This is a genomic window from Flavobacterium magnesitis (assembly GCF_041729735.1).
Taxonomy (GTDB): Bacteria; Bacteroidota; Bacteroidia; order Flavobacteriales; family Flavobacteriaceae; genus Flavobacterium; species Flavobacterium magnesitis.
The window spans coordinates 119,760-146,017 of record NZ_JBCFQK010000006.1 but is presented as its reverse complement, the minus strand read 5'-3'; the positions used below and the strand labels follow the sequence as shown (position 1 = coordinate 146,017).

The 26,258-nt window shown below is 31.0% G+C and carries 23 protein-coding genes and 1 tRNA gene; 14 read left to right on the top strand and 10 right to left on the bottom strand.

From position 1 onward, the window contains the following. Positions 1 to 27: 27 nt before the first annotated feature. Entirely contained in the window at positions 28 to 531 is a 504-nt protein-coding gene (locus AAGV33_RS06455) for a peptidase (RefSeq protein WP_373391141.1), read from the bottom strand. A 215-nt stretch (positions 532 to 746) separates the two neighbouring features. Here AAGV33_RS06455 and tatA point away from each other — a divergent pair, with 215 nt between their 5' ends. Beyond that, a complete protein-coding gene (gene tatA / locus AAGV33_RS06450) occupies positions 747 to 923 on the top strand; it encodes a twin-arginine translocase TatA/TatE family subunit (protein WP_373391140.1) in 177 nt (58 codons plus the stop codon). 76 nt (positions 924 to 999) lie between these two features. Here tatA and AAGV33_RS06445 read toward each other — a convergent pair whose 3' ends face one another. The 5 genes from AAGV33_RS06445 to AAGV33_RS06425 all read right to left on the bottom strand — a co-directional run bounded on the left by AAGV33_RS06445 (position 1,000) and on the right by AAGV33_RS06425 (position 6,541). Further along, positions 1,000 to 3,123, bottom strand: coding sequence for a Tex family protein (locus AAGV33_RS06445; protein ID WP_373391139.1), 2,124 nt, complete (start codon positions 3,121 to 3,123; stop codon positions 1,000 to 1,002). Between the two features lie 289 nt (positions 3,124 to 3,412). After that, the gene (locus AAGV33_RS06440) at positions 3,413 to 3,763 is read right to left on the bottom strand and encodes a helix-turn-helix domain-containing protein (protein ID WP_373391138.1); all 351 of its coding nucleotides are present in this window, start codon (positions 3,761 to 3,763) and stop codon (positions 3,413 to 3,415) included. Positions 3,764 to 3,871: 108 nt separating this feature from the next. After that, positions 3,872 to 5,011 (bottom strand): ATP-binding protein, encoded by a 1,140-nt coding sequence (locus tag AAGV33_RS06435; protein WP_373391137.1) that lies wholly within the window; start codon positions 5,009 to 5,011, stop codon positions 3,872 to 3,874. Positions 5,012 to 5,204: 193 nt separating this feature from the next. Next, entirely contained in the window at positions 5,205 to 5,636 is a 432-nt protein-coding gene (gene rpiB, locus AAGV33_RS06430; protein ID WP_373391136.1) for a ribose 5-phosphate isomerase B, read from the bottom strand. Between the two features lie 665 nt (positions 5,637 to 6,301). Then, complete coding sequence (locus AAGV33_RS06425) at positions 6,302 to 6,541, bottom strand: DUF2007 domain-containing protein (protein ID WP_373391135.1); 240 nt, start codon at positions 6,539 to 6,541, stop codon at positions 6,302 to 6,304. A 116-nt stretch (positions 6,542 to 6,657) separates the two neighbouring features. Between AAGV33_RS06425 and rnr the strand changes: the two genes are divergently transcribed. Genes rnr through AAGV33_RS06410 form a run of 3 tightly spaced genes read left to right on the top strand, consistent with a single transcriptional unit; the run spans position 6,658 to position 10,246 of the window. Next, positions 6,658 to 8,838, top strand: a complete 2,181-nt coding sequence (gene rnr, locus AAGV33_RS06420; protein WP_373391134.1) for a ribonuclease R — start codon at positions 6,658 to 6,660, stop codon at positions 8,836 to 8,838. An 18-nt stretch (positions 8,839 to 8,856) separates the two neighbouring features. Continuing rightward, positions 8,857 to 9,525: a head GIN domain-containing protein gene (locus AAGV33_RS06415; protein WP_373391133.1), complete on the top strand. Its 669-nt coding sequence runs from the start codon at positions 8,857 to 8,859 to the stop codon at positions 9,523 to 9,525. Between the two features lie 37 nt (positions 9,526 to 9,562). Then, positions 9,563 to 10,246 carry a LysE family translocator gene (locus tag AAGV33_RS06410; protein ID WP_373391132.1) on the top strand — a complete coding sequence of 228 codons (684 nt, stop codon included), beginning with the start codon at positions 9,563 to 9,565 and terminating at the stop codon, positions 10,244 to 10,246. A gap of 553 nt (positions 10,247 to 10,799) precedes the next feature. Here AAGV33_RS06410 and AAGV33_RS06405 read toward each other — a convergent pair. Next, a tRNA-Cys gene (locus tag AAGV33_RS06405) sits at positions 10,800 to 10,870 on the bottom strand. 128 nt (positions 10,871 to 10,998) lie between these two features. Further along, positions 10,999 to 11,358 carry a dihydroneopterin aldolase gene (gene folB, locus AAGV33_RS06400; RefSeq protein WP_373391131.1) on the bottom strand — a complete coding sequence of 120 codons (360 nt, stop codon included), beginning with the start codon at positions 11,356 to 11,358 and terminating at the stop codon, positions 10,999 to 11,001. A gap of 142 nt (positions 11,359 to 11,500) precedes the next feature. On the opposite strand from folB, the gene AAGV33_RS06395 reads away from it, so the two are divergent. The 4 genes from AAGV33_RS06395 (at position 11,501) to AAGV33_RS06380 (ending at position 14,956) form a co-directional block, all read left to right on the top strand. Then, a complete protein-coding gene (locus AAGV33_RS06395; RefSeq protein ID WP_373391130.1) occupies positions 11,501 to 13,624 on the top strand; it encodes a glutamine--tRNA ligase/YqeY domain fusion protein in 2,124 nt (707 codons plus the stop codon). Positions 13,625 to 14,023: 399 nt separating this feature from the next. Next, on the top strand, positions 14,024 to 14,320 hold the full coding sequence (locus AAGV33_RS06390) for a YtxH domain-containing protein (protein WP_373391129.1): 297 nt from the start codon (positions 14,024 to 14,026) through the stop codon (positions 14,318 to 14,320). A gap of 28 nt (positions 14,321 to 14,348) precedes the next feature. After that, positions 14,349 to 14,699: a phage holin family protein gene (locus AAGV33_RS06385; RefSeq protein WP_373391128.1), complete on the top strand. Its 351-nt coding sequence runs from the start codon at positions 14,349 to 14,351 to the stop codon at positions 14,697 to 14,699. A 2-nt stretch (positions 14,700 to 14,701) separates the two neighbouring features. Continuing rightward, complete coding sequence (locus AAGV33_RS06380) at positions 14,702 to 14,956, top strand: DUF6327 family protein (RefSeq protein WP_373391127.1); 255 nt, start codon at positions 14,702 to 14,704, stop codon at positions 14,954 to 14,956. A gap of 27 nt (positions 14,957 to 14,983) precedes the next feature. Here the strand turns inward: AAGV33_RS06380 and AAGV33_RS06375 are convergent, their stop codons facing one another. Then, positions 14,984 to 15,979, bottom strand: a complete 996-nt coding sequence (locus AAGV33_RS06375) for an SPFH domain-containing protein (protein ID WP_373391126.1) — start codon at positions 15,977 to 15,979, stop codon at positions 14,984 to 14,986. 193 nt (positions 15,980 to 16,172) lie between these two features. On the opposite strand from AAGV33_RS06375, the gene AAGV33_RS06370 reads away from it, so the two are divergent. After that, positions 16,173 to 16,697 (top strand): PorT family protein, encoded by a 525-nt coding sequence (locus AAGV33_RS06370; protein WP_373391125.1) that lies wholly within the window; start codon positions 16,173 to 16,175, stop codon positions 16,695 to 16,697. Positions 16,698 to 16,732: 35 nt separating this feature from the next. On the opposite strand, the gene gltX is transcribed toward AAGV33_RS06370, so the two are convergent. Next, positions 16,733 to 18,238 (bottom strand): glutamate--tRNA ligase, encoded by a 1,506-nt coding sequence (gene gltX / locus AAGV33_RS06365; protein ID WP_373391124.1) that lies wholly within the window; start codon positions 18,236 to 18,238, stop codon positions 16,733 to 16,735. Between the two features lie 282 nt (positions 18,239 to 18,520). On the opposite strand from gltX, the gene AAGV33_RS06360 reads away from it, so the two are divergent. From AAGV33_RS06360 to AAGV33_RS06340, 5 genes are all read left to right on the top strand, one after another. Next, the gene (locus AAGV33_RS06360; protein WP_373391161.1) at positions 18,521 to 21,796 is read left to right on the top strand and encodes a DUF4175 family protein; all 3,276 of its coding nucleotides are present in this window, start codon (positions 18,521 to 18,523) and stop codon (positions 21,794 to 21,796) included. Further along, positions 21,793 to 22,212: an rRNA maturation RNase YbeY gene (ybeY, locus tag AAGV33_RS06355; protein ID WP_373391123.1), complete on the top strand. Its 420-nt coding sequence runs from the start codon at positions 21,793 to 21,795 to the stop codon at positions 22,210 to 22,212. The genes AAGV33_RS06360 and ybeY overlap by 4 nt, the downstream gene beginning before the upstream one ends. Positions 22,213 to 22,375: 163 nt before the next feature. Next, on the top strand, positions 22,376 to 24,247 hold the full coding sequence (gene mnmG, locus AAGV33_RS06350; RefSeq protein ID WP_373391122.1) for a tRNA uridine-5-carboxymethylaminomethyl(34) synthesis enzyme MnmG: 1,872 nt from the start codon (positions 22,376 to 22,378) through the stop codon (positions 24,245 to 24,247). A gap of 177 nt (positions 24,248 to 24,424) precedes the next feature. Then, positions 24,425 to 25,273: a class I SAM-dependent methyltransferase gene (locus tag AAGV33_RS06345; protein ID WP_373391121.1), complete on the top strand. Its 849-nt coding sequence runs from the start codon at positions 24,425 to 24,427 to the stop codon at positions 25,271 to 25,273. A 248-nt stretch (positions 25,274 to 25,521) separates the two neighbouring features. Further along, positions 25,522 to 26,148 carry an OmpH/Skp family outer membrane protein gene (locus tag AAGV33_RS06340; RefSeq protein WP_373391120.1) on the top strand — a complete coding sequence of 209 codons (627 nt, stop codon included), beginning with the start codon at positions 25,522 to 25,524 and terminating at the stop codon, positions 26,146 to 26,148. Positions 26,149 to 26,258 lie beyond the last annotated feature (110 nt).

The window sequence follows — 26,258 nt, the reverse complement described above, 5'->3', positions numbered from 1 at the left end:
TGAATTCAATTTTTAAAAATCAAATGCTTATTTTTTCTTCTTTTTAGAAACCGTTTGCTGTGCTTTTTTCTCTTCCTTCTCCACCTCGGCTCTCAATTCTAATTCTTCTTCTGAAGGTGATAAATCTACTTTTTGAATGGTATCTGTCGAAGCTGCTAAAATGGAATCTTTATTGAATTTAGCATAATCCAATTGTCCATTAAGCACTTTTTGAATCGATTGAATATAGGCTTCATTTTTCTTTAGAGCCATGGTTAGCGAATCGGATTTCAGAGCTAATTCGGTAGCATCTTTTTTCAATTTCGAAGAGGAATAACCTGGAATAAATTCGCGCAGCGGTGTAAAAGCAATGATAAATGTGGTTACTGCAATTAGAAGAATAGCACCGAGTGTTGCCACAACAAAAACATTCATTAAAGTCAATTTTAAAGAAAAAGTTTCTTCAAAAGTATCCTCATTCAATATAACCAATCGGTTTTTAGTGAATAATTTACTGTGAAGTTTCTTTCTTTTTAATCTTTTCCCTGACATGTTTTTTTCTTTATTTCACAAATATAATAATTAATGTCAATCAATGTGCTTTGGCTGCATTAGCTTATCATTATAAATACATAGAAAAAAATTAAATAATTTTTAACTTTATAAAAACTAAATAATTGCCTTAAAATGAGTTTGTGTTCAGTTATTCTAATTATCTTTGTAGCCAGTTTTTAATACAAATTTGCTTCGGCATAAATTATTCAATCATGGGAAGATTTGGAGTTACAGAAATCCTTGTTATATTGGCAGTTGTTTTATTACTTTTTGGAGGTAAAAAGATTCCAGAATTAATGAAAGGTTTGGGTAGTGGAATTAAAGAATTCAAAAACGCCTCTAAAGACGATCAACAGCCAGCTGATAAAAAAGAAGACGAAACAAAATAAAAAATTTATTTTTTTATTAAGAATCCCAAAATCCAATTGTTACATATGGATTTTGGGATTTTTTGTTTTTGGGATTTTACAAAACCATCGTCAACTGAATACGCTTTCTATCGTCGTCCACTTCCGTTACTTTTACAGTAACATGCTGATGCAACTTGACTACTTCGTTTACATCGCTTACAAAGCCTGCTTTAAGCTGAGAAATGTGTACCAAACCACTTTCTTTGATTCCTAAATCGACAAAGCATCCAAAATTGGTAATGTTATTGACAATTCCATTTAAAATCATTCCTGTTTTCAAATCTTTAATGGTTTTTACATTCGGGTCAAATTCGAATACTTTAGCGGCTTTTCTTGGATCTAATCCTGGTTTTTCCAGCTCTTTAATAATATCTTTTAAAGTTAGTAAACCAATCTCGGGTGTAATATAATTTTCAAGTTTAATTAAAGCTGTTTTTTCTTTATTGGCAATCAAATCAGTTACTTTTAACTTTAAATCTTTTGCCATTTTTTCTACAATCGGATAAGCTTCTGGATGCACTGCCGAATTATCCAATGGATTTTTTCCGTCTTTTATTCGAATAAAAGCCACACCTTGTTGATAGGCTTTTTCGCCTAATCGAGGGACTTTTTTTAGTTGTTTTCTATCTTCAAAAGGGCCGTTTTCAGAACGATAATTCACAATGTTTTCTGCCAGCTTCTCTCCTATTCCACTCACATAACTCAACAAATGTTTACTCGCCGTATTGATATTTATTCCAACAGAATTCACGCAACGAACCACCGTAGTATCTAATTCTTCTTTTAATTTGGTTTGATCTACATCATGTTGGTATTGGCCTACGCCAATGGCTTTTGGGTCAATTTTTACCAATTCGGCCAAAGGATCACTCAATCGTCGCCCGATAGAAACCGAACCACGAACAGTCACATCATAATTTGGGAATTCCTCTCTCGCAATTTTTGATGCCGAATACACCGAAGCTCCAGCCTCGGAAACCACAAAAACCTGAACAGGTTTATCAAAAGCTATTTTCTTGATAAAAAATTCCGTTTCGCGAGAAGCGGTTCCATTTCCTATCGAAATAGCTTCAATATTATAAGCATTTACCATCGAACGAATTTTTTTCATTGCCATCGCACTTTCATTTTGTGGTGCGTGTGGATAAATGGTTTCGTTGTATAACAAATCACCTTTTTCATCCAGACAAACTACTTTACAACCACTTCTAAATCCAGGATCAATGGCTAAAATTCGTTTTTCTCCCAATGGTGGCGCCAACAATAATTGCCCTAAATTATTAGCAAAAACCTGAATCGAATTGGCATCAGCCTTAGCTTTCGCTTCTTGTAAAGCTTCATTTGAAATGGCAGGATTTAGTAATCTTTTATAACTGTCTTCAATGGCTAATTGCACATGTGGTGTGCTGGCATTTTGACCTTTTAAAACCAATTCGTCAATAATATCATAAGCTTCCTCAATATCCACTTCAACTTTAAACTTGATAAAACCTTCATTTTCGGCACGAAGCATTGCTAATAATCTGTGCGAAGGTGCTTTTGTCAACGGTTCTGACCAATCAAAATATTGGTTGAATTTTTGAGCATCTGCTTCGTCTTTTTTGGTTTTTACTACCTTAGTAGTAATTGTTGCTTTTCTTTGAAAAAGTCTTCGCAACTGTTTTCTAACAAAAATATTTTCGTTAATCCATTCGGCAATAATGTCGCGTGCACCTTGCAAAGCTGCATCTTCATTAATCACATTATCATTTAAATATTTTGTAGCCAGGAAATCGACATCATCTTTTCCTTGCGCCATGATTATTTTTGCCAAAGGTTCTAAACCGTTCTCACGAGCTACATCGGCCTTTGTTTTTTTCTTCTTTTTGAATGGCAAATAAAAATCTTCTAATTCTTGCGTATCAAAACTTTGTTGGATTTTTTTCTCTAATTCCGGCGTTAATTGTTTTTGTTCTTCAATTGATTTTAGAATCGCTTCTTTACGTTTTACAATTGCTTCGTATTCTTTTTGAAGTTTAGCAATTTGTTCAATTTGTACTTCATCCAGATTTCCTGTAGTGTCTTTTCGATAACGGGAAATAAAAGGAATCGTACAATCTTCTTCTAATAATTGAACTGTTTTTTGAATGTTTATGGCTGCTGTTTGTACAGACTTAGCGATGAATTGTATGTTGGTCATTTTGATGTTTTACCGCAAAGATGCAAAGTGTTTCGCAAAGTTTACAAAGGTTTTTGATTTTATTATAGTAAAATTATTTCAAAAATTTTATAGGATTTGGATAATAGTTTTTTATCTGGTTATTTTTTATTTTAACAGCTATATAAATTGAATAACAAATGTTTAAAAAATAAAAAAGAAAATAAACCAAGAAAATTGATACTATACCCAATTTCAAATGCATTATCTTACCTAAAACGGCAATCATTAAGATTAAATTTGAAATTATCGAAAAGAATATTTGAAAATTTCAAATATTTTTCCCTTGATTGTTAACTTCAATAATATTATCTCTTTTGTTTAACCACAAAATAAGTGGTAAAATAATATTACCTAAAGGTATTATGATATTTGAAATTATTGATAAGTGAAGGAAAATTAAATAGCTGTTATCTTCTTTTTTTCCATAATCGAGTAATTCTTCAATGTTGATTTTTAAAACTTCACAAATTTGTTTTAACGTATTACCTCGAGGTTCATTTTCGTCTTTTTCAATTCTTTGTAATGTTCTTAAATTAATTTTTGACAAATCCGAAAGTTCTTCTTGGGACATCCCTTTTTGTTTTCTAATTTTTGAAATTTTTGTTCCGATAGTTTCCATAATATAGTTTTAAAATTTCTTCAAAATTAGACGGAGTAACATATTTTATCTTGCGGTTTATTTACGACATGTTTGCGACATTATTGTCTATATATTGATTTTATTGGGCTACAGTATAAAATCTAAATAATTTTGCTTGTTAATCACTTCAAATTTTGCTTCTGGATACGCTTTGGCGAAAGCCGTAGGAATCTTTGCTTTTCGGTTTTCATTCCATTTGAATTCGTATCCTCTTAAAATACCATTTTCTTCTTCTAGCCAATCCAATTCTTGTTGGTCATAAGTACGCCAAAAATAATTAGCAACACTTTTTTGAGTATAATTTTGGTATTTAATTCGTTCAGATGCGAGATAATTTTCCCATAAAGCGCCCACATCGGTTCTGGAATCCAAACGACTAAAATAGGCAATTATCGCATTTCGAATACCGTTATCATAAAAATACCATCTGTTGGATTTGGTGATTTCTTTGCGTAAATTTCTACTGAAACCGGGTACTTTATAGATTACAAAAACTTTAGAAAGCAAATCCAAATAACTTTCGACCGTATTTTTAGAAATACCCAATTGTCTGGCTAATTCCTGCAATGACACTTCTTGACCAACTTGAAAAGCAATTAGTTTTAATAAATCCAGAATTTTATTGGATTGTTTAATTCCTTCGTAAACCAAAATATCTTTTAATAAGTAAGAATTTACTATCTCTTTTAAATAATTGATTTTATCATTCCAATTTGGATATTGTTCGAGTTCAGGATAACTGCCAAAAAGCAATCGTTCTTCTAATTTTTGAGTGGTTTCCTTAAAATTTTCATATTTAGCAAATTCCATTTGTGCTAATGGAAATAAATAGATCGTATTTTTCCTGCCCACCAAAGGTTCACCCAACTTATTAGATAAATCAAAAACTGATGAACCTGTGGCAATTACTTTTATTCCATCAATGGAATCGACAATCAATTTCAAAATCAATCCAATTTCTGGAATATTTTGTGCTTCGTCAATAACTAACAATTTTACATTAGCCAAAAGACGTTTGTAATTAGCAACAGATCTTTCTTTTAATAAATCAGCATCTTGAATATCTTCACCATTTAATTGTAAATAATCCTCTTTTGGAACAGAAGAAAGATAATTTTTAATGAAAGCTGTTTTCCCTACACGTCTTGCACCCAATAAAATCAAGACTTTATTAGGTAAAACTTTTTTAGCAAATATTGTATCTATTCCTCTTTCTAAAAAATTCATAGTCTTGAATTTTAATAATTTAGATACAAATATAATTAAAAAACGTTAATTCAGTCAGTACGTTGACTGAATTTACATTAATTCAGTCATTACATTGACTGAATTAACATTAATTGAGTTAATAGAAAATAAAAAAAGCCCGGTGAATTACCGAGCTTGACTATTTATTTTGGTGCGTAGCACCGCGAAAATTTTATTTACAAGCAATTTTATCCACTCGGTTTTGGTGTCTTCCTCCTTCAAACGCTGTATCTAAAAAAGTCTCTACAATTTCAATAGCTTGTTGAATTGAAGTATAACGCGCTGGAATGCTTACAATATTAGCATCATTATGCAAACGTGTTAAATAAGCAATTTCTTTAGTCCAACACAAACCAGCTCTCACTCCAGCATGTTTATTAACAGTCATTGCAATTCCGTTTCCGCTTCCGCAAATTACAATTCCAAAATCGGCTTTTCCTTCTTCAACATCCGTTGCTACAGGATGTCCAAAATCAGGATAATCAACAGAAGCTTCTGAATCTGTTCCATAATTAGTAACTTTATATCCTCTTGCTTCAAGCATTGCAACAATTGCTTTTTTATATTCTGGACCTGCGTGATCGTTTCCTATTGAGATTCTCATTTTATATCAATTTAATTTTTGCAAATTTACCAAAAACTATTTGTATTTTATTATTTTAAAAAAAACAGAAAATAACTAATTCTCTTTTACTCTGCAATCCTCAGATTTTGAATAGAATAGCAGTTTGTTAACATTTATAATAATTTATAAAACACTGGAAATCAATTATTATAATATAATTTATTTGTTAAAATTTTGAATTGTTAATAGCTATTCATAATTGCTTGATTTTCAGTTAACCTTAATTTAACATCTTTTGTTAATAAGTTGAGAAAGAAAATTAGAAGTTTTTTTTGGTTGTATCGAAAAAAAATCTAATCCAAAATTGGAATTTAATAACCTAAAAAAGTTTGGATCATTTTTAGAAAAGTTATAAACACAAAAAACTAGTTTATCAATACAATTTCAAAAATTACTTATTTACATTTTAAAATGATTTTAGGTTATCAACGGTTGTTAACTAAATTTTAAAATTGCTTTAAAACTAAATATTTAGCTAAATATAACTATGTTAATAAGTCTTTATAACATGATAAAACTTCATTTATATACTATTTCTAAAAAAATTATTGCAGCTATTAACACGCTATAATAACAAACAATAATTTAATTAATTTAAAATTTTCTTTTTTATAATAGTATTATATGTTGACAACTTTGAAAAATTAAACAATTTTTAAATTGTTATTGTATTTCATTTCCTGAAGAATTGCTTTTACAGTTTCAAAATCGTTGGGATGAATTTTAAGTTTGATTCCGCCTAATGCTGTAGAATACATCGGAGCAATGGATGACATGATTTCGTTTTCAAAATAATATTGCAAACCTTCCTGATCCAAGCGATGTTTTAGAATTTCGATTTCATGAATGTAATCAAAAGTAGCAATGGTAATAAAAGTTTCCATATCCAATTTTTATAATGTTGAAACGATTGCTAATCCGTTATATTTTCTTTAAAACTGTTCTTATATTCTTTTAACTGTGAACTATTTTGTAATTTTCGACTTTTAAGAAAAGACGTATGGGAAAAAGATTAAGAAAGCCTGCTAAGAAAGAGAAAAGTTTCTCAGATAAAATTATAAAAATATTATCGAATAGTGCTAATAAAGCATTCAATTATAAGCAAATAGCTGAAAGATTAGAACTTGATGATACACAAAGTAGAAATCAAATTATAAAAGATTTAAAGATTCTTGCTGCTGAAAAGAAAATTATTGAATCAGAACCTGGAAAATATTTAATCAAGGCAGTAAGTCAGGATTATTATGAAGGAACAATAGATATGACGAGTCGTAAAACGGCTTATTTTATTTGTGAAGATTTTGAAGAAGATGTTTTTATTCCAACCAATAATTTAAATCGGGCATTGGATAAAGATAAAGTAAGTGTGTATGTTTATAATAGAAGAAAAGGAAGACGCGCTGAAGGTGAAGTAATTAAAGTGTTAGAAAGACATAAAACCGATTTTGTAGGTGTTATTGATGTCCAAAAAAACTTTGCTTTTGTATCGACTGCAAATCCTAAAATGTATACGGATATTTTTATTCCAAAAGATAATTTAGGTGAAGCTGAAAATGGAGATGTGGTTTTAGTTCATATCGAAGACTGGCCTAAAAGAGCCGATAGTCCTTTTGGAAAAGTAATTAAAGTGCTAGGAAAACCTGGGGAACATGATACGGAGATTCATGCTATTTTAGCCGAATATGGTTTACCGGCTGAATTTCCTATTGAAGTAGAAACCTATGCTCAAAAAATAGATACTTCAATATCCGAAGCTGAAATTGCCAAGCGACGCGATATGCGTGATACCTTGACTTTTACGATAGATCCAAAAGATGCCAAGGATTTTGATGATGCTTTATCTTTTAAAAAAATAGAAAATGGAAACTACGAAATAGGGATTCACATTGCCGATGTTTCACATTATTTAGAAGAAGGAACCATACTGGATGATGAAGCATATCAACGTGCAACTTCGGTTTATTTGGTAGATAGGGTAGTACCAATGCTTCCTGAAGTTTTATCTAATTTTGCCTGTTCATTACGACCGCAAGAAGAAAAATATACGTTCTCAGCAGTATTTGAAATTACCGAAAAATGCCAAGTTGTAAATCAATGGTTTGGTCGAACAGTAATTTATTCCGATCAGCGATTTGCTTATGAAGAAGCACAATATATCATAGAAACGAAAGATGATACTATTCCGGAAGAAATTTCGATAACTGGTAGTTCCTATCAAGTTTCTCCGGAAATTGTCTCAGCAACGCTTAAATTAGATGAATTAGCTAAAATTTTCCGTAAAAAGAGAATGGCTGATGGCGCTATTTCATTTGATAAAGTAGAAGTAAAATTTAATTTGGATGCCGAAGGAGAACCGGAAGGCGTTTATTTTAAAATTTCAAAAGATGCTAATCATCTGATTGAAGAATTCATGCTTTTAGCTAATAGGAGAGTAGCAGAATACATTGGAAAACAAAAGAAAACCTTTATTTACAGAATTCACGATGAACCCAATGAAGACAAATTAATTGCCATGCAAAATGTAATTGCCAAGTTTGGTTATAAAATTGATTTTAGAAATCCGGGCGATATTTCGAAATCGTTGAACCAATTAATGGCTGATGTAAATGGTAAAAAAGAGCAGAATTTAATTGATACACTGGCTATCAGAAGTATGAGTAAAGCCAAATATTCTACGGATAATATAGGTCATTACGGATTAGCTTTTGATTATTATTCACATTTTACTTCGCCTATTCGTCGTTATCCTGACGTTATGGTACACCGTTTGTTACAGTTTTATCTGGATGGAGGAAAATCAGCTGATGAAGAATTGTATGAAACCAAGTGTGTACATTGTTCTACCATGGAAGGTTTAGCTACAAATGCCGAGAGAGATTCTATTAAATACATGCAGGTTAAATACATGCAGGATCATCAGGATCAGGAATTTTTGGGTGTTATTTCAGGTGTTACCGAATGGGGAATTTATGTTGAAATTGTAGAAAATAAATGCGAAGGTATGGTTCGAATAAGAGACATAAAAGAGGATTATTACACTTTTGATGAAAAACAGTATGCCTTAGTTGGAGCAACTTCAGACAAATTATTACAATTAGGAGACGAAATTTACGTTAAAGTAAAAAATGCCGATTTAGTTAAAAAACAATTGGATTTTAATTTTTTAAGAAGAGCAGAATAAACAATTAAATGAATGAAAATGAGAAAGATATTTATAGTAGCACTAGCAATTGTATCACAAGTAAGTTTTGCACAGCTAACTAAAACATTAGGTGATTTTAGTAGCTTAAAAGTATATGATAAACTGACAGTTAAGTTAATAGCTTCGACTGAAAACAAAGTTGTTATTAGCGGAAACAGAGAAAAAGAAGTAGAAGTTGTTACTAATAATGGTGAGTTGAAGTTAAGAATGCCTTTCCCTAAATTGTTATCAGGAGATGATATTGCTATCAAATTATATTATAAAAATATTGATGATATAACAGCTAATGAAGGTTCTTCGGTTTCAGGAGATGCTATTTTTAAGCAAACTATTTTTAATTTAAATGCCAAAGAAGGAGCACAAATTAACTTAAAAGTAGATGCTCAAAAAGTAAATGTAAAAGCAGTTACCGGAGGAATTATTGAGTTGAGCGGAGCTGCAATTAATCAGGATGTAGTAATTATGTCAGGTGGTGTATTGAAAGCTAAAAATTTAAATACTTCACAAACTACGGTAAATGTTTCAGCAGGTGGAAATGCTGAGATAAATGCAAGTACATTAGTCGATGCAAAAGTGAAAGCAGGAGGAAGTATTTTTATCTATGGTAAACCAAAACAAATCAATCAACAAACGATTTTAGGAGGAAAAATTGAAGAAAAAGAATAAAAAAAATGTATTTTTATTCTAATAAATTCTAAGATTAATGATTAACGATATTGTATCAGGGATTCCATGGGGAATTTTCCTGAGTTTTATGATTGGTCCTGTTTTTTTTATTTTACTGGAAACCAGTATTTTAAAAGGATTCAGGGCCGCTCTTGTTTTTGATTTAGGAGTAGTTTTAGGTGATATAATTTTTATTTCAATTGCTTATTTAGGTAGTTTCCGATTGATTCAGAGTTTGAAAGATAAGCCGGCACTTTTTATTTTCGGAGGTATTGTAATGTTTGCTTATGGAATAATATCGTTACTAAGTTTAAGAAAAGAAAAAAGAATTAATACTAAGGAAATTGACAGGGAAATCATTAAAAAAGATTACTTCAGTTTGTTTTTAAAAGGACTTTTTTTAAATGTTATTAATATCGGAGTTTTAGGATTCTGGCTGGCTGTAATTATTTCTGTTGGACCTAAATTAGACATGCAAACTTCCCGAATGATGACATTTTTTACTACTGTTATTATTACTTATTTAGTAGTAGATTGTTTTAAAATACTATTAGCTAAGCAATTAAAATCTAAAATGACACCATCTAATATTTTAAAAATAAAAAAAGGAATTAGTATTGTTTTAATGGTTTTTGGGATTATTTTAATGATCCAGGGCTGGTTCCCAAAAGAAAAAGAAATGGTTAAAAAAGCTTTTCAGCATATTGAAGAACAAAAATAAAATAGATGATTAAGCCGCTTAGAATGAGCGGTTTTTTTATGCTTAGTCATTGCGAGCGTTAGCGTGGCAATCACATTAAAATATTCCGAACAGAATTTATCAAGTTTTAAATTAAGAAACTTTGTAGAGTTACTAAATGAGATGGCTTCGTTCCTCGCAATGACATAAAAAAACTCCAAGTTTCCTTTAAGGTTTTAGAGGCATCGTCCGGATTCGAACCTAACTTTATTTAATTTTTCTTAAAAATCAGACATAAAAAAACTCCAAGTTTCCTTGAAGATTTAGATTCATCGTTCGGATTCGAACCTAAATTTTACTTCATTTTTAGAAAAAATGATATATAAAAAAACCTCCAAGTTTCCTTGAAGGTTTTAGAGGCATTGTCCGGATTCGAACCTAAATTTTACTTAATTTTTCTTAAAAATCAGACATAAAAAACTCCAAGTTTTTTTGAAGGTTTTAGAGGTATTGTCCGGATTCGAACCTAAACTTTACTTAATTTTTTCTAAAAATTAGACATAAAAAAACCTCTAAATTACTTTAGAGGTTCTTGAGGCATCGTCCGGATTCGAACCGGAGTAGGAGCTTTTGCAGAGCCCAGCCTAGCCGCTCGGCCACGACGCCATTTATTTAATGGACTGCAAAGGTAGTATAAAAAATCAAAAATCCAAACGTCGAATTCTAAATAAAAAAAGTTTGTTTTTTACTTCTGAATTCTGAAATCAAAAATCGTTAATCTAAATTCTTAAATATTAATTTCTACTTTCTTTTAATACGATGGTAACTGATTCAACATCACCACCAATAGGTGGATTTAGTTTAGAAACCGAAACAATTGTTTTCATTACCATCGGAATTTCAGCAAGCACTCTGGCATTAATTCTTTTAGCAACATGTTCTAATAATTCGGATCTGATAGCCATTTCTTCGACTACAATTCTATTTAAATGAACATAATCTACAGTATCTGCTAAATTATCTGATTGTGTAGATTGTTGTAAATCGGCCTTAATTTCTAAATCAACAGCATAGTCTGAACCTATTTTTCCTTCTTCAACCAGACATCCGTGATAGGAAAAAGTTCTAATATTTTTTAATTTGATAGTTTCCATATTGCTGTTGTTAAAATAAATTGTTTTAATTGGCTGTAAAAGTACAAAATATTTGAAATTTTAAGTTTAAAGTAAATATGCAATTAGCCAAGCTCTTATTTAATCAACAATTTTGATAACTTTGTGTTTTTAAAACTTAGACATGTCAACTGAAGAAAAATCACTGCATTTTATAGAACAAATTATCGAAGAAAACTTAGCTAATGGTTTTCCTCAAAATAAATTAAGATTCCGTTTCCCGCCTGAACCGAATGGATATTTGCATATTGGACATGCTAAATCTATTTGTCTGAATTTTGGTTTGGGACTAAAATATAATGCTGCGGTAAACCTCCGTTTTGATGATACAAATCCTGCAAAAGAAGAGCAGGAATATGTAGATGCTATCAAAGAAGATTTGCAATGGCTGGGTTTTCAATGGGATAAGGAATTATATGCTTCTGATTATTTCCAGCAGTTGTATGATTGGGCTATTCTTTTAATTAATAATGGGAAAGCGTATGTTGACAGTCAATCGTCTGAAGCGATGGCAGACCAAAAAGGTACACCAAGTCAGGCAGGTGTTGATAGTCCGTACAGAAATCGTTCTGTAGAAGAAAATTTAGCTTTATTCGAAGGAATGAAAAACGGTGATTTTGAAGAAGGAACTCATGTTTTGCGTGCTAAAATTGATATGGCTTCTTCTAATATGCTAATGCGTGACCCAATTATGTATCGTGTTTTGCATAAAGAACACCATAGAACAGGAAACGATTGGTGTATTTATCCAATGTATGATTATACCCATGGTGAAAGTGATTATTTAGAGCAAATTTCACATTCTATCTGTACTTTAGAATTTGTTATGCACCGTGAATTATACGATTGGTTTTTAGACCAGATTTATGATACTAATAAAGTAAGACCCCATCAGTATGAATTTGCGCGTTTAAACCTGAATTATACGGTTATGAGCAAAAGAAAACTGTTACAATTAGTTCAGGAAAATATAGTAAATGGTTGGGATGACCCAAGAATGCCTACTATTTCGGGTTTGAGAAGAAGAGGATATACATCGGCTTCTATTCGAAAATTTTGTGAAAATATTGGAGTTGCTAAGCGGGAAAATATCATTGATTATTCTCTTTTAGAGTTCTGTTTACGTGATGATTTAAATAAAACAGCACCTCGTGTTATGGCTGTTTTAGATCCTGTAAAAATGGTTATTACTAATTATCCTGACGGAAAAGTAGAACTATTAGATGCCGAAAATAATCAGGAAGATGAAAGTGCCGGTTTTAGAAAAGTACCTTTTTCTAAAGAATTTTATATAGAAAGAGAAGACTTTTTAGAAGTAGCTCCGGCAAAATTTTTCCGATTAAGTATAGGGAATGAAGTGCGTCTTAAAAATGCTTATATTATTAAAGCAGAATCAGTTAGTAAAGATGAAAATGGTACTATTAAGGAAATTCAGGTAACTTATGATACTGATTCATTGAGTGGAAGCGGGAGTGAAGCCTCTAAACGTAAAGTAGCGGGAACCTTGCATTGGGTTTCGGTGCAGCATGCCGTTGAAGCCGAAGTGCGTTTGTACGACAGATTGTTTATTGATGAAGCACCAGACAGTCATAAAGAAAAGAATTTCCTTGATTTTATGAATCCAAATTCACTTTCTATTATAAAAGGATTTGTAGAGCCAAGTCTGGAATCAGCAGCTCCAGGAGATAAATTTCAGTTTCAACGTTTGGGTTATTTTAATGTTGATAAAGATTCAACTGCTTCTAAATTAGTCTTTAATAAAACCGTAGGATTGAAAGACGCTTGGGAAGAAAAAGGTAAAAAAGACAGTAATAGTATCAATAATGCTTTAAAAGACATTAATAAATATTTTAAAGTGGGTACAAGAGAAGAGCGAAATGCTATTAGAAATGCAATAGGAGAGACCTTATCCGGAATTTCTAATTACAGTTTGTTGCAAAATTCATTCAAGAAAAACATCAATAATAATAAAAGCTCTTTGTTGTTTGCCAATTTAATTTTGAAATATGCTCCTTTAAAAGTGTCTGATTATGATAATGAAGATTTGCATAAATTATTTACAATGTCATTGAGAAGTGAATCTACTTTTGTGCGATCGAGAACAATTTTAAATTTATACCATTTAGAATTGGATTCCGAATTTAAAAATACTTTTAGAGACGAAATTTTAAAATTAGAAGCTAATCCTCCCAAAAGTTCTTCAGAAAGAGAAAAAGAATTTATAGAACAACTCTTAAATAAATTATAACTATCAAAAGCGCCTTAATCAGCGCTTTTTTTTATTATTATAAAAATCTATTTATTATTATAAAATGATAATATTTTTAGATTGAAATTGACTTTTGTATCTTAATTTTAAGCGTGTTTTAAAAACATTTCAATACAATTATCATCTTTTGTTTTTTGATTTATTAGAAGTCTTTATTTTAATTTTCAACTCTTTTTTTGGATATCAACTATAGTTTCATTACCAAAATGGAACCTATGAGGCAATTGCCTATACGTACTAATTTTTATCTTTAAAATTACTGAGTTCGAATATTTTTATCCTTAGAGATTTAAGTATTCGAACTTTTTTATAACAATTCTTTAAGACTGATTTATTAAATAATTTAGTATCTTTAAGAAAACTTAAAAAATAAAAGTTATGACAAATAGTACAGGAAATACAATTATAGCTCTTGTTAGTGGGGCAGCAATTGGAGCTGCATTAGGAATTTTATTTGCTCCTGATAAAGGAGATAATACAAGAAAAAAAATCAAGAGCGGATATAAAGATCTTGAAAAAGATATGAAAGCTAAATTAGCTACTGCTAAAGTAGATTTAGAAAAAACCTATGGAGAATTAGTTTCTAATATGAGTCATAAAACAGAAGATGTTATTTCATTTTTAGAAATAAAATTAGCTGAATTGAAAGAACAAAATGCAAAACTGCAAAAATAGTTTCTTTGTAATAATGAAATAAAAAAATATGGCTTTTGATGATTTAAAAGAACATTCAGAAAATATCCAGGAACATACTAAAGATTATATAGAAAAGAATCTTTCTTACTATAAATTAGTAGCATTTAAGATGGCTATGAAATCCACCACAATGGTTTTTAAATTCACCTTAATTTTGCTATGTTTTGGTATGGTTTTATTCTTCTTATCTGTTGCGTTAGCATTTGGCATTGGAAATTATTTAGGAAGTTACACTTATGGTTTTCTTAGTGTTGGTTTAATTTATCTTCTTATAACGGGATTATTATTTTTAGTTAAAGATAAAATTGTAGAAGGACCTATTTTAGAGAAATTTTCAGAAATCTTTTTTAATGACTAATTATGCAAACAAAAAAATATTCCTCTTATGCGCAAATTGATAACGATTTAGAAATTCTGAAAATTGAAAAAGAAATCAGCTATCAAAAGTTAGTTTTAAGTATTGAACACACAAAAGAAAGTTTTACTTTTTTAAACATTGCAATAAATGTTTTAGATACTGTAAAAAGTACTTTTTTTAGCTCCTACGGCGCAGTATTAAGGTTAGTAATACCAACAGTTATAAAATGGTTTAGAAACAAAAAAAGAGGCAATTAAGCCTCTTTTTTTTGTTATGTTTCTATTTTAAACTTCATCTTCATCAGTTTCATTTGATTCATCTGAAGGATTTTCAAGTTCTTCGTATTTTGATTTCTCTTTTTTTGGCGAAATCTTGTTCTTTTTTTTCATCATTTCTCCCACTTGATTGGAAGCACTAAAAGAAGCTACCATGTTGTTTAACATTTCACTACCGGCTTGTGGAGAATTAGGAAGTAAAATCAAATTAGAATTGGTATCTGCTCCAATAGCTTGTAAAGTATCATAATGTTGCGTTACCACAATCAGGGCAGAGGCTTCTTGCGAATTGATTCCCACTCGATTTAAAACATCCACACTTTCTACTAATCCACGTGCAATTTCTCTTCTTTGATCAGCAATACCTTGTCCTTGCAATCTTTTGCTTTCAGCTTCTGCTTTGGCTTTAGCTACAATTCTAATTCTTGATGCTTCCGCTTCAAATTCAGCTACTGTTTTTTCTCTATCAGCAGCATTAATTCTGTTCATCGCATTTTTTACCTGAATATCCGGATCAATATCTGTTACTAAAGTATTGATAATGGTATATCCATAAGTGGTCATTGCTTCGTTTAATTCTCTTTTTACGGCAACAGCAATATCATCTTTTCGTTCAAAAACATCATCTAGTTTTAATTTTGGAACTTCGGCACGAACCACATCAAATACATAAGAAGTAATTTGATCGTGTGGATATTCTAGTTTGTAAAAAGCATCATAAACAGTTTCTTTAACTACCATAAATTGAACCGAAACTTTTAGTTTAACAAATACATTGTCTTTAGTTTTAGTTTCAATAATAACATCTAATTGTTGGATTTTAAGATTAACGCGTCCAGCAATTCTATCAATCAAAGGAATTTTAAGTTGGAGACCAGATTGTCTAATACTCAAAAATCTTCCAAAACGCTCTACAATCACAGCTGTTTGTTGTTTGACTGTAAAAAAGGAGGAAAGGAAAATAAATAGCGCAATAAATAACAGGAAAATAAGAGGAATGTTCATAGTTTATAAATTAGTTAAAAATTATCTGTTAAATTACAAAAAAACTTTAGGTTTGTGGCTGTTTAAATTCCTTATTATGAAAAAGTTCTTGTTAAGTTTTTGTTTTCTCTTATTTTCAACATTAACTTTTGCTCAGTATGGCTATCGTGATTCCAATAGAATTGGGATTAGCGCCTGAATTAATCAGTTTACTTTGAATACCAATAATTTCGATACCAAACCAGAAATGGGTTGGAATGCAGGTTTGTCTCTAAGAGGTAATTTTTATGACAATTGGGATATGGTTTATGGCATTCAGTTTTCTGAAAACAATTTTTCTGTAGCTACTGACCAATTGGTTTTTGGTAAAGAAGATGTGAATTACAAATTACCTTCTGCTCAAATTTCGTTACAATTGAGTTATGTTTTAATCGAAAATCATTTATCATTTGAATTTGGTCCTTTGGTTCAAATTAATGGAAAATTTAAAGTAGAGTCTGGAAAAGAAAACAATGTAATTTCAGGAACTACTTTGCTGGCCAAAGATATTGTTGATATTGGTCAATTTAATTTTTATCCAACGGTTGGGATTACAGCTGGAGTAAAACATTTTAGATTCAATGTTTCTTATCAATATGGAATTTCAAATATGTTAGGTAATTTGAATTCTAAAAATCTGGGTTATAATTTTAAAGGAAACCCTGGAATTCTAAACGGAAATGTTATTCTTTATTTATAAAAAAAAGTCCCGATTAATTGTCGGGACTTTTAGTTTTATATTGTTTCAATTGCTTTTTGAATTCTTGAAATGGTTTCTTCTTTTCCAATGATTTCTACAATATCAAATAGGTGAGGGCCTTTAAGAGCACCAACTAAACTCAAACGGAAAGGCTGCATTACTTTACCCATTCCAATTTCGTTTTTAGTTAACCAGTCTTTTACAATGGTTTCTATATTTACAGAAGTAAAATCGGTAACTTCTTCAAGAACCGAAATTAATTCTTGCATTAAAGCAGGCGTTTCGGCTGCCCAGTTTTTCTTTGCTTTTTCATCATAAGCTGTTGGAGCAATAAAAAAGAAATCACTCAAATCCCAAAATTCAGTTACAAAATGAGCGCGCTCTTTTATCAATGATACAATTTTAGTTATTACTTCTAGCGAAGTAGAGAATCCTTTTTCTTCAACAATAGGAGCAAAGGCTTTCGCCAAATCTTCGTCTTTTTGTTTGATTAAATATTGGTGGTTGAACCATTTGTTTTTTTCTGGATCAAATTTGGCTCCAGCCTTATGAACTCGGTTCAAATCAAATTTCTCAACTAATTCTTCTAACGAAAATAGCTCTTGTTCCGTTCCATCATTCCATCCTAATAAAGCCAAGAAGTTAATAACAGTTTCTGGAAAAAAACCTTTTTCTCTGTAACCTGATGAAATACCTTCTTCAGTTTTCCATTCTAATGGAAAAACTGGAAAACCTAATTTATCACCATCACGCTTTGATAATTTTCCATTTCCAACAGGTTTTAAAATCAAAGGCAAATGAGCAAATTCAGGTGCTGCCCAACCAAATGCATGATACAATAAAACGTGCAATGGCATTGATGGTAACCATTCTTCACCACGAATAACATGTGTAGTTTGCATCAAATGATCATCTACAATATTAGCCAAATGATAGGTTGGCATTCCGTCACTTTTAAACAAAACTTTGTCATCTAAAAGGTTGGTTTCAAATTTTACATGACCACGAATGATGTCTTTTAAATGTAAAATTTCGTCAACAGGAGTTTTAAATCGAATGACATAATGTTCTCCATTAGCAATTCTTTGCGCAGTTTCATCTGCCGAAATGACTAAAGAAGTATCCAGTTTTTCTCTGTTAGTATGATTGTAAATAAATGTTTTCCCTTGTTCTTCTTCAGCTTTTCTGTAAGCATCTAATGATTCTGGAGTATCAAATGCATAATATGCCCAGCCTGAATTAATCAGTTGGTCAGCATATTGTTTGTATAATTCTTTTCTTTCGCTTTGACGGTAAGGTCCAAATTTTTCATTCTTTCCAATAGTTTCATCAGGAGCAATTCCTAACCATTCTAAGGCTTCCATGATATATTGTTCGGCACCTGGTACAAAACGACTTTGGTCAGTATCTTCAATTCTTAAAAAGAAAGTTCCACCATTTTTTTTTGCAAACAAATAATTAAATAGGGCAGTACGAACTCCGCCAATATGTAAAGGTCCCGTTGGACTTGGTGCAAAACGCACACGAATTGGGTTTGACATTTTATATAAATTTTGCAACAAAGATAATTAGAAGTTAGAAGTCAGGAGTTAGAAGTTAGAAGTTTTTCAAAAATAGTCTAAAATTAGAAGTCAGTAGTTAGAATTTGGAATTTGGAATTTGGAATTTGGAATTTGGAATTTGGAATTTGGAATTTGGAATTTGGAATTTGGAATTTGGAATTTGGAATTTGGAATTTGGAATTTGGAATTTGGAATTTGGAATTTGGAATTTCGTATGATTATAATTATTACTTTTATGGGTTATTAAAAAGCAAAAACAATTTGAATAGTTCCAATTTTATTTATCAAAAATTAGAAGCTTTTATTAGAAAGTATTATTTAAACGAATTGATAAGAGGCGTAGTTTTCTTTATTGGTTTGGGTTTATTATATTTTCTCTTCACACTTTTTATTGAATATTTTCTTTGGTTAAAACCTATAGGAAGAACTATTTTGTTTTGGACTTTTATTGGAGTAGAAGTCGTTTTGCTTTTTCGTTTTATTTTGTTTCCCGTTTTTAAATTATTGAAATTTAAAAAAGGAATTGATTACAACGAAGCTTCTTCCATAATTGGAAATCATTTTTCAGATGTAAAAGACAAGTTGCTTAATTTTATTCAGCTTTCAAATCCTGAAAATAATTCGGAAAGATCTGAACTGCTTTTGGCTTCTATCGAACAAAAAGCAAATGCTTTGCAACCCATTCCTTTTACTAATGCTGTAAATTTCAATTCGAATAAAAAATATTTACCTCTTGCCATCATTCCGGTTTTCTTATTTGCTTCTTTTTATTTTTCGGGTAACAAAGGAATCATTACTCAAAGTTTGAATCGAATTGTTCATTTCAATGCTACTTTTTTACCACCAGCTCCATTTAAATTTGTGCTTTTGAATTCAAATTTACAAACCGAACAAAACAAGGATTTTATTGTAAGGTTTAAAACCGTTGGAAAAGTAGTTCCTGAAAATGCGATGATTTTCATTAATGATGAAAGTTATTTTATGGAGAGTAAAAAGTCTGGAGAATTTGAATTTAAAATTGAAAAACCCACTCAGGATATTTCTTTTCATCTTCAGGGAAATGCTGTTTCATCCGAAGAATATCTTTTAAAAGTAGTTGCTGTTCCATCTATTTTAAATTTCGAAATGCAATTGAATTTTCCTTCGCATTTAAATAGAAAACCAGAGATTGTAAAAGGAACTGGTAATGCCATTATTCCAGAAGGAACTAAAGTGACTTGGAAAATTAATACGCTAGCTACTGAAGAAGTGGTGTTTTCGAATACCAATTCGGTTTCTGAGTTTACTAAAAGCAATAATAGCTTTGTTTTATCTAAAAATATCAATGAAAATACAGATTATCAAATTATTAGCTCAAATAAAGCTATAATTAACTACGAAAAATTGAATTATCAGCTTACGGTTATCAAAGATCAGTTTCCTTCGATCACTGTGAGTCAGGCACCTGATAGTTTGAAGCTGGCTACTAGTTATCTTTTGGGAAAAATTAGTGATGATTATGGTTTACGCCAGTTGCAGGTTGTGTATTATGAAAGCAATAAACCAGCTACTGCCAAACGTGGAACAATTGCAATCAAGCAAGGCGTTTTTGATCAATTTGTTTTTTCTTTTCCTGCTAATCTTCCAGTGGTAGAAGGAGTGACTTATGATTATTATTTTGAAGTTTTCGATAATGATTTTATCCATCATTTTAAAAGTTCAAAATCTTCTGTTTTCTCCAATCGAATTGTAACTGCTCAGGAAAAAGAAGATTTAGTTTTAAAACAACAATCAGATAATATTCAAGGTTTACAAAAATCATTAAAGAGTCAGGACAAGCAATTTTCTCAATTGGATAAGATTCAGAAATCTGGAAAAGAAAAAGAAAATTTTGAATTTAAAGACCAGCAAAAAGTTTTAGATTTTATTCAACAGCAAAAAAAGCAAGATGAAATGATGCGTAATTTCATGGATAAAATGAAAAATAATTTAGATGAATCTAAAACTAAAAGTGACGATGAATTCAAAAAAGAATTAGAAAAACGCATTGAGAATAATAATGAAGAACTAGAAAAAAACAAGAAACTTTTAGACGAGTTAAAGTCGCTGAATGATAAAATGAAGAACGATGATTTACTGGATCAATTAGATCAGTTTAAACAAAAGGGTAAAAATCAAGTTAAAAATCTGCAACAGTTAGTGGAACTGACTAAGAAATATTATATTCAAAAAAAGGCTGAACAATTGGCTGACAAATTAGATAAATTATCCGATAAGCAAGATAAGCTTTCCGAGAATGAGAAAGAAAACACACTTTCAAAACAACAGCAAATAAATAATGATTTTGATAAGATTCAGAAAGAATTAGATGATTTAAAAAAGGAAAATAAGGAATTAAAATCCCCATTAGATATTCCTAAAGAAGATGCTTCTGAAAAAAGTATTGATGAAGATTTGAAGAAAGCTTCGGAGGAATTAAAGAACAATAATTCGGCTAAAGCAAAACCAAATCAAAAAAATGCTTCTAAGAAAATGAAGGCCATGTCCAAGAAAATGGAACAGGGAATGGAAGGAGCTGAGATGGAACAAATGGAAGAAGATGTAAAAATGTTACGTCAGATTTTAGACAATTTATTGTCATATTCTTTTTCTCAGGAAGCTTTGATGTTGCGTTTTAAATCTTCTAATTCCAGTTCGCCGGCTTTTAACAAGAACATAAAAGTGCAGCAAGATTTGCGTTTGCAATTCAAACATGTTGATGATAGTTTGTTTGCTATGTCTTTGCGTAATCCAAAACTAACAGAAGACATTACAAAGGAAGTTGGTAATGTACAATACAATGTCGATAAGGCTCTAGAAACTTTAACCGATTCACAAATTTCAAAAGGATTGTCTCATCAACAATATGCTATTGCTTCAGCAAATAAACTGGGAGATTTTTTAAGCGAATTGCTTAATAACATGCAAATGTCTTTGTCTTCAATGGGTCAAGGAAAACCAAAACAGGGTCAAGGAGAAGGAATGCAATTACCAGATATTATTTCGAAACAACAAAGTTTAGGAGATAAAATGAAACAAGGAATGAAGCCTGGTGAATCCAAAGAAGGTAAGGATGGAAAAGGAAATTCTGGTAATGGAGAAGATGGAGAAGGAGATGCACAATCGATTATGGGAATCTACAAACAGCAAAAAGAACTTCGTGATGCTTTAGAAAGTGAGTTAAAAAAGCAAGGTTTGGGTAATACTGGACAAAGCGCTTTGGAACAAATGAAGCAGCTAGAAAAGCAATTGTTAAACAAAGGTTTTAAAAATGAAACGCTTCAAAAAGTGATGAATATCAAGCAGGAATTATTAAAATTAAATAATGCGATTCAGCAACAAGGAGAAGAAAACAAAAGACAATCTCAAACTAACAACAAAGACTTTTCTAATCAATCAAGAGCCTTGCCTAGTAGCTTGTTAGAATATTTGAATAGCATAGAGATATTAAACAGACAATCATTACCTTTGCGCTCCAATTTTAACCGCAAGGTTCAAGAATATTTTAAAACAAAATGATAAATTTTAACTACGAAAGTGACTTTAATTTAGATAACGAAGAAGCAATTGCTGCTTGGTTATCTGCTGTAATTGTTTCCGAAAAAAAGAAAGAAGGAGAGATTAATTATATTTTTTGTGATGACGAATACCTTCATAGAATCAATCTGGAATATTTAAATCACGATACGCTTACTGATATTATTAGTTTTGATTATACTGTTGGCAACGAATTAAACGGTGACGTTTTTGTTTCCATTGAACGTGTTGAGGATAATGCTAAAGATTTTGAAGTCTCTTTTGAAGAAGAATTGAAGCGTGTTTTGGTTCATGGTGTTTTACACTATTGTGGATACAAAGATAAAGACGAAGAAAGCGAACGTATAATGCGCTTAAAAGAAGACGAAAAAATTGCAATGTTCCACGTGGAACAGTAATTATTAATTTTATGTTTTTTTCGAAAATGTTTCACGTGGAACATTTAAAATAGGTCAGTGAAAAAGCTTCATTCGCGAAGCGAATTTTAAACTTGGATTTTGATTTCAAAATGAATTTTGATTCAAAATTGCATCCCTTTCAAGAGGGCAAATAATAAAAAGAATGTTTCTAGAAGAGTATGATGTAATTGTTGTTGGTGCTGGACATGCAGGTTCTGAAGCTGCAGCTGCTGCCGCAAATTTGGGTTCGAAAACTTTATTGGTTACAATGAGTTTGCAAAACATTGCTCAAATGTCTTGTAATCCTGCCATGGGTGGAATTGCAAAAGGGCAAATTGTCCGTGAGATTGATGCGCTTGGTGGATACTCAGGAATTGTTTCTGATCGAACGGCAATTCAATTCAAGATGTTGAATAAATCAAAAGGTCCAGCAATGTGGTCTCCGAGAGTTCAAAGCGACAGAATGCGTTTTGCCGAAGAATGGAGAATGATGTTGGAAGGAACTCCAAATCTTGATTTTTACCAGGAAATGGTAAAAGGATTGATTATCGAAAATGGAAAAATAAAAGGAATCAAAACTTCTTTGGGAGTGGAAATTCGTTCGAAATCGGTGGTGTTGACCAATGGAACTTTCCTGAATGGATTGATTCATATTGGAGAAAAACAATTCGGTGGAGGTAGAGCAGGAGAAAGTGCTGCTTACGGAATTACCGAAGATTTGATTCAGGCTGGTTTTGAAGCAGGAAGAATGAAAACTGGAACACCTCCACGAGTGGATGGACGTTCATTGGATTATTCAAAAATGAATGAAGAAAAAGGAGATGCAAAACCTTCTAAATTCTCTTATTCTGATTTGACTTCGCCGTTGACCAATCAAAGATCTTGTTACATGACGTACACTTCTCTTGATGTTCATAATATTTTAAGAGAAGGATTTGATCGTTCGCCAATGTTCAATGGACGAATTAAAAGTTTGGGGCCAAGATATTGTCCTTCTATTGAAGATAAGATCAATCGTTTCGCAGACAAAGAAAGACATCAGCTTTTTGTGGAACCAGAAGGTTGGAATACTTGTGAGGTTTATGTAAACGGATTTTCAACTTCGCTTCCTGAGGATATTCAATTTAAAGCATTGAGTTCTGTTGCGGGATTTGAAAAAGTAAAATTCTTTAGACCAGGTTATGCTATCGAATATGATTATTTTCCGCCAACGCAATTGAAACATACTTTGGAAACCAAGTTGGTAGAAGGTTTGTATTTCGCAGGGCAAATCAATGGAACTACAGGATATGAAGAAGCAGCTTCGCAAGGATTGATGGCAGGAATTAATGCACATTTAAAAGTGCATGAAAAAGTACCATTAATTTTAAAACGTGATGAAGCTTACATTGGGGTTTTAATTGATGACCTAATTACAAAAGGTACAGAAGAGCCATACAGAATGTTTACTTCTCGTGCTGAATATAGAACGTTGTTGCGTCAGGATAATGCCGATTTTAGATTGACACCAATGTCATTCGAAATTGGTTTGGCTTCCGAAGATCGTTTGAGAAGAATGGAACGTAAGTTAAATGAATCCGAAAAGATGGTTGCATTTTTCAAAGAAACTTCTGTTTCAGTTGCAGAAACAAATCCAATTTTGGCTTCTAAGGAAACAGCATCAATTTCACAAGGTGACAAAATGTTTAAAATATTTTCTCGTCCGCAAATTGATTTAGAGGATATGATGCAGTTTGAAAAAGTCAAATCGTATGTTGCCGAAAATGATTTGGACGAAGAAATTTTAGAACAAGCCGAAATCCAAGTCAAATATTCGGGATATATCGAGAAAGAAAGAAATAACGCGGATAAACTAACTCGACTAGAAGATGTAAAAATCCCAGCTGATTTTGATTACAACAAAATCAAATCGATGTCGATTGAAGCAAAACAAAAACTGAATAAAATTCGTCCAGTAACTATTTCACAAGCTTCAAGAATTAGTGGAGTTTCTCCTAGCGATATTTCGGTATTGTTGATTTATATGGGAAGATAATTGAAAGTTAGAAGTGGGGAGTTAGAGGCTAGAAGTTTTAATTGCAAACTTCTAGCCTCTAGTTTCAAACCTCAAATTTTAATTGTTCCACGTGAAACTATTTTAAAATTACAAATAAATTTATTAGTAAGACGACTAAACTGATTACTAAAAAAACTGACCACTGACCACTAAAAAATGGATATTTTAAATAAAAAGCATTTCCTTACCGTAAAAGACCATTCGGTTTCTAAAGAGATTTTTGATTTGTATCAGGATGAAACTTTGGATATGTTGATTACGTATCCGCAACCCAGTTTAGATACTTTGGGAAAATATTATGAAAGTGAAGATTATATTTCGCACACCGATAACAAAAGATCTTTATTTGAAAAAGCCTATCATTTTGTGAAGCAAATAGCTTTAAAAAATAAATTAGATTTAATTAATTCGTTTCAACCGAATAAAGGAAGGATTTTAGATATTGGTGCTGGAACAGGAGATTTTTTATTAACTGCACAAGAAAATGGTTGGCAAACAATAGGAGTAGAACCAAGCCCAAGAGCAAAAGGAATTGCTATAAAAAAAGGAATTGCATTTGTTGAAGATACTAAGGAATTAGAAAGCCATTCTTTTGATACCATTTCAATGTGGCACGTTTTAGAACACGTTCCAGATTTAGATGCTCAAATTAAAGAATTAAAACGTTTGCTAAAACAAGACGGAACTTTGATTGTTGCAGTTCCGAATTATAAATCTTTTGATGCAAAACATTACGGGGCATTTTGGGCGGCTTATGATGTACCCATTCATTTTTGGCATTTTTCTAAAAAAGCAATTCAATTACTTTTTGCAAAAGAAGGAATGAAATTAGAAAAAGTACTTCCTATGAAATTTGATTCCTTTTACGTGAGTTTACTTTCTGAAAAATACAAATCTGGAAAAATGAATTTTGTAAAAGCATTTTTTATTGGTTTACAGTCCAACTGGAAAGCTAAGCGTAATTTTGAGTATTCTTCGCATATTTACGTCTTAAAAAACAACTAAAAATCATTTTAAGCTGTTTTCTGAGCTGTTTTAATGGAAAAAGATATTTATTGATGTCTTTTTTTTGAAAGTAGCTCAAAAACGAGATATTAAAGCCGATTTTAATAACGTTATTTTATCGTTATTGTTTTTATAATAATTAAATCTAATACTATAAAAAATGGGCATTTTCTAAAGTTTTTTAGGATGCTGTCTATTTTTTTATATTTTTGTCACACACACACACATTAATTCAGAAATAAATCAAAATGAAATCAACGATTCAAGAATGCCAAAAAAGAAATATTTATAATATGAGTAAAAAAGCTTTATTAATTATTGCAATTGCTATTTCAGTTGTTGCATGTAACCAAACGACAGAAAAAGTTAAAGAAGTAAAAACAGCTTACATTGATACTTCGGAATTGATGAAAGAATATACTGAGGCGAAAGATTTAGAAGCAAAATATAAAGCGCAATCTGAAGAAAAGGGAAGACAGTTAGAGGCTGAAATTAATCGATTCAAACAAGATGCTGCCAATTTCCAATCTCAAGCACAAGCTAACGGTCAGGAGTGGGCTCAGAAAAGAGGAGCTGAATTGCAAAAAAGAGAACAACAATTAGGTTATGCTCAACAAGCATTAGCACAAGAATTACAACAATCAAGCGGTGTTGAAATGGATAGTTTAGTTAGTGGTGTAAAAAAATTCATCAAAGATTACGGTAAAGAAAAAGGCTATGATTATATTTACGGTACTGGTGACGCTGCTTCAGTTTTATACGCTCAGGATAAATATGATATTACTAAAGAAATCATCAAAGCTTTGAATGAAAAATACAAATCTTCATCTAAAAGTGAAGAAAAAGTAGAAGATAAAAAAGAAGAAAAAAAATAGTTGTTTCCTATTAATTCAAAATAATGCCTTAGTCTAATTTTAGATTTAAGGCATTTTTTTTGATTTTAATACAAAATAAAATTGTAATCAATAACTTATATAATTTATTA

Excerpts from the sequence above, each read along its gene's own strand:
- AAGV33_RS06455 (WP_373391141.1), bottom strand. The coding sequence starts at position 531 with ATGTCAGGGAAAAGATTAAAAAGAAAGAAACTTCACAGTAAATTATTC.
- tatA (WP_373391140.1), top strand. The coding sequence starts at position 747 with ATGGGAAGATTTGGAGTTACAGAAATCCTTGTTATATTGGCAGTTGTT.
- AAGV33_RS06445 (WP_373391139.1), bottom strand. The coding sequence starts at position 3,123 with ATGACCAACATACAATTCATCGCTAAGTCTGTACAAACAGCAGCCATA.
- AAGV33_RS06440 (WP_373391138.1), bottom strand. The coding sequence starts at position 3,763 with ATGGAAACTATCGGAACAAAAATTTCAAAAATTAGAAAACAAAAAGGG.
- AAGV33_RS06435 (WP_373391137.1), bottom strand. The coding sequence starts at position 5,011 with ATGAATTTTTTAGAAAGAGGAATAGATACAATATTTGCTAAAAAAGTT.
- rpiB (WP_373391136.1), bottom strand. The coding sequence starts at position 5,636 with ATGAGAATCTCAATAGGAAACGATCACGCAGGTCCAGAATATAAAAAA.
- AAGV33_RS06425 (WP_373391135.1), bottom strand. The coding sequence starts at position 6,541 with ATGGAAACTTTTATTACCATTGCTACTTTTGATTACATTCATGAAATC.
- rnr (WP_373391134.1), top strand. The coding sequence starts at position 6,658 with ATGGGAAAAAGATTAAGAAAGCCTGCTAAGAAAGAGAAAAGTTTCTCA.
- AAGV33_RS06415 (WP_373391133.1), top strand. The coding sequence starts at position 8,857 with ATGAGAAAGATATTTATAGTAGCACTAGCAATTGTATCACAAGTAAGT.
- AAGV33_RS06410 (WP_373391132.1), top strand. The coding sequence starts at position 9,563 with ATGATTAACGATATTGTATCAGGGATTCCATGGGGAATTTTCCTGAGT.
- folB (WP_373391131.1), bottom strand. The coding sequence starts at position 11,358 with ATGGAAACTATCAAATTAAAAAATATTAGAACTTTTTCCTATCACGGA.
- AAGV33_RS06395 (WP_373391130.1), top strand. The coding sequence starts at position 11,501 with ATGTCAACTGAAGAAAAATCACTGCATTTTATAGAACAAATTATCGAA.
- AAGV33_RS06390 (WP_373391129.1), top strand. The coding sequence starts at position 14,024 with ATGACAAATAGTACAGGAAATACAATTATAGCTCTTGTTAGTGGGGCA.
- AAGV33_RS06385 (WP_373391128.1), top strand. The coding sequence starts at position 14,349 with ATGGCTTTTGATGATTTAAAAGAACATTCAGAAAATATCCAGGAACAT.
- AAGV33_RS06380 (WP_373391127.1), top strand. The coding sequence starts at position 14,702 with ATGCAAACAAAAAAATATTCCTCTTATGCGCAAATTGATAACGATTTA.
- AAGV33_RS06375 (WP_373391126.1), bottom strand. The coding sequence starts at position 15,979 with ATGAACATTCCTCTTATTTTCCTGTTATTTATTGCGCTATTTATTTTC.
- gltX (WP_373391124.1), bottom strand. The coding sequence starts at position 18,238 with ATGTCAAACCCAATTCGTGTGCGTTTTGCACCAAGTCCAACGGGACCT.
- ybeY (WP_373391123.1), top strand. The coding sequence starts at position 21,793 with ATGATAAATTTTAACTACGAAAGTGACTTTAATTTAGATAACGAAGAA.
- mnmG (WP_373391122.1), top strand. The coding sequence starts at position 22,376 with ATGTTTCTAGAAGAGTATGATGTAATTGTTGTTGGTGCTGGACATGCA.
- AAGV33_RS06345 (WP_373391121.1), top strand. The coding sequence starts at position 24,425 with ATGGATATTTTAAATAAAAAGCATTTCCTTACCGTAAAAGACCATTCG.
- AAGV33_RS06340 (WP_373391120.1), top strand. The coding sequence starts at position 25,522 with ATGAAATCAACGATTCAAGAATGCCAAAAAAGAAATATTTATAATATG.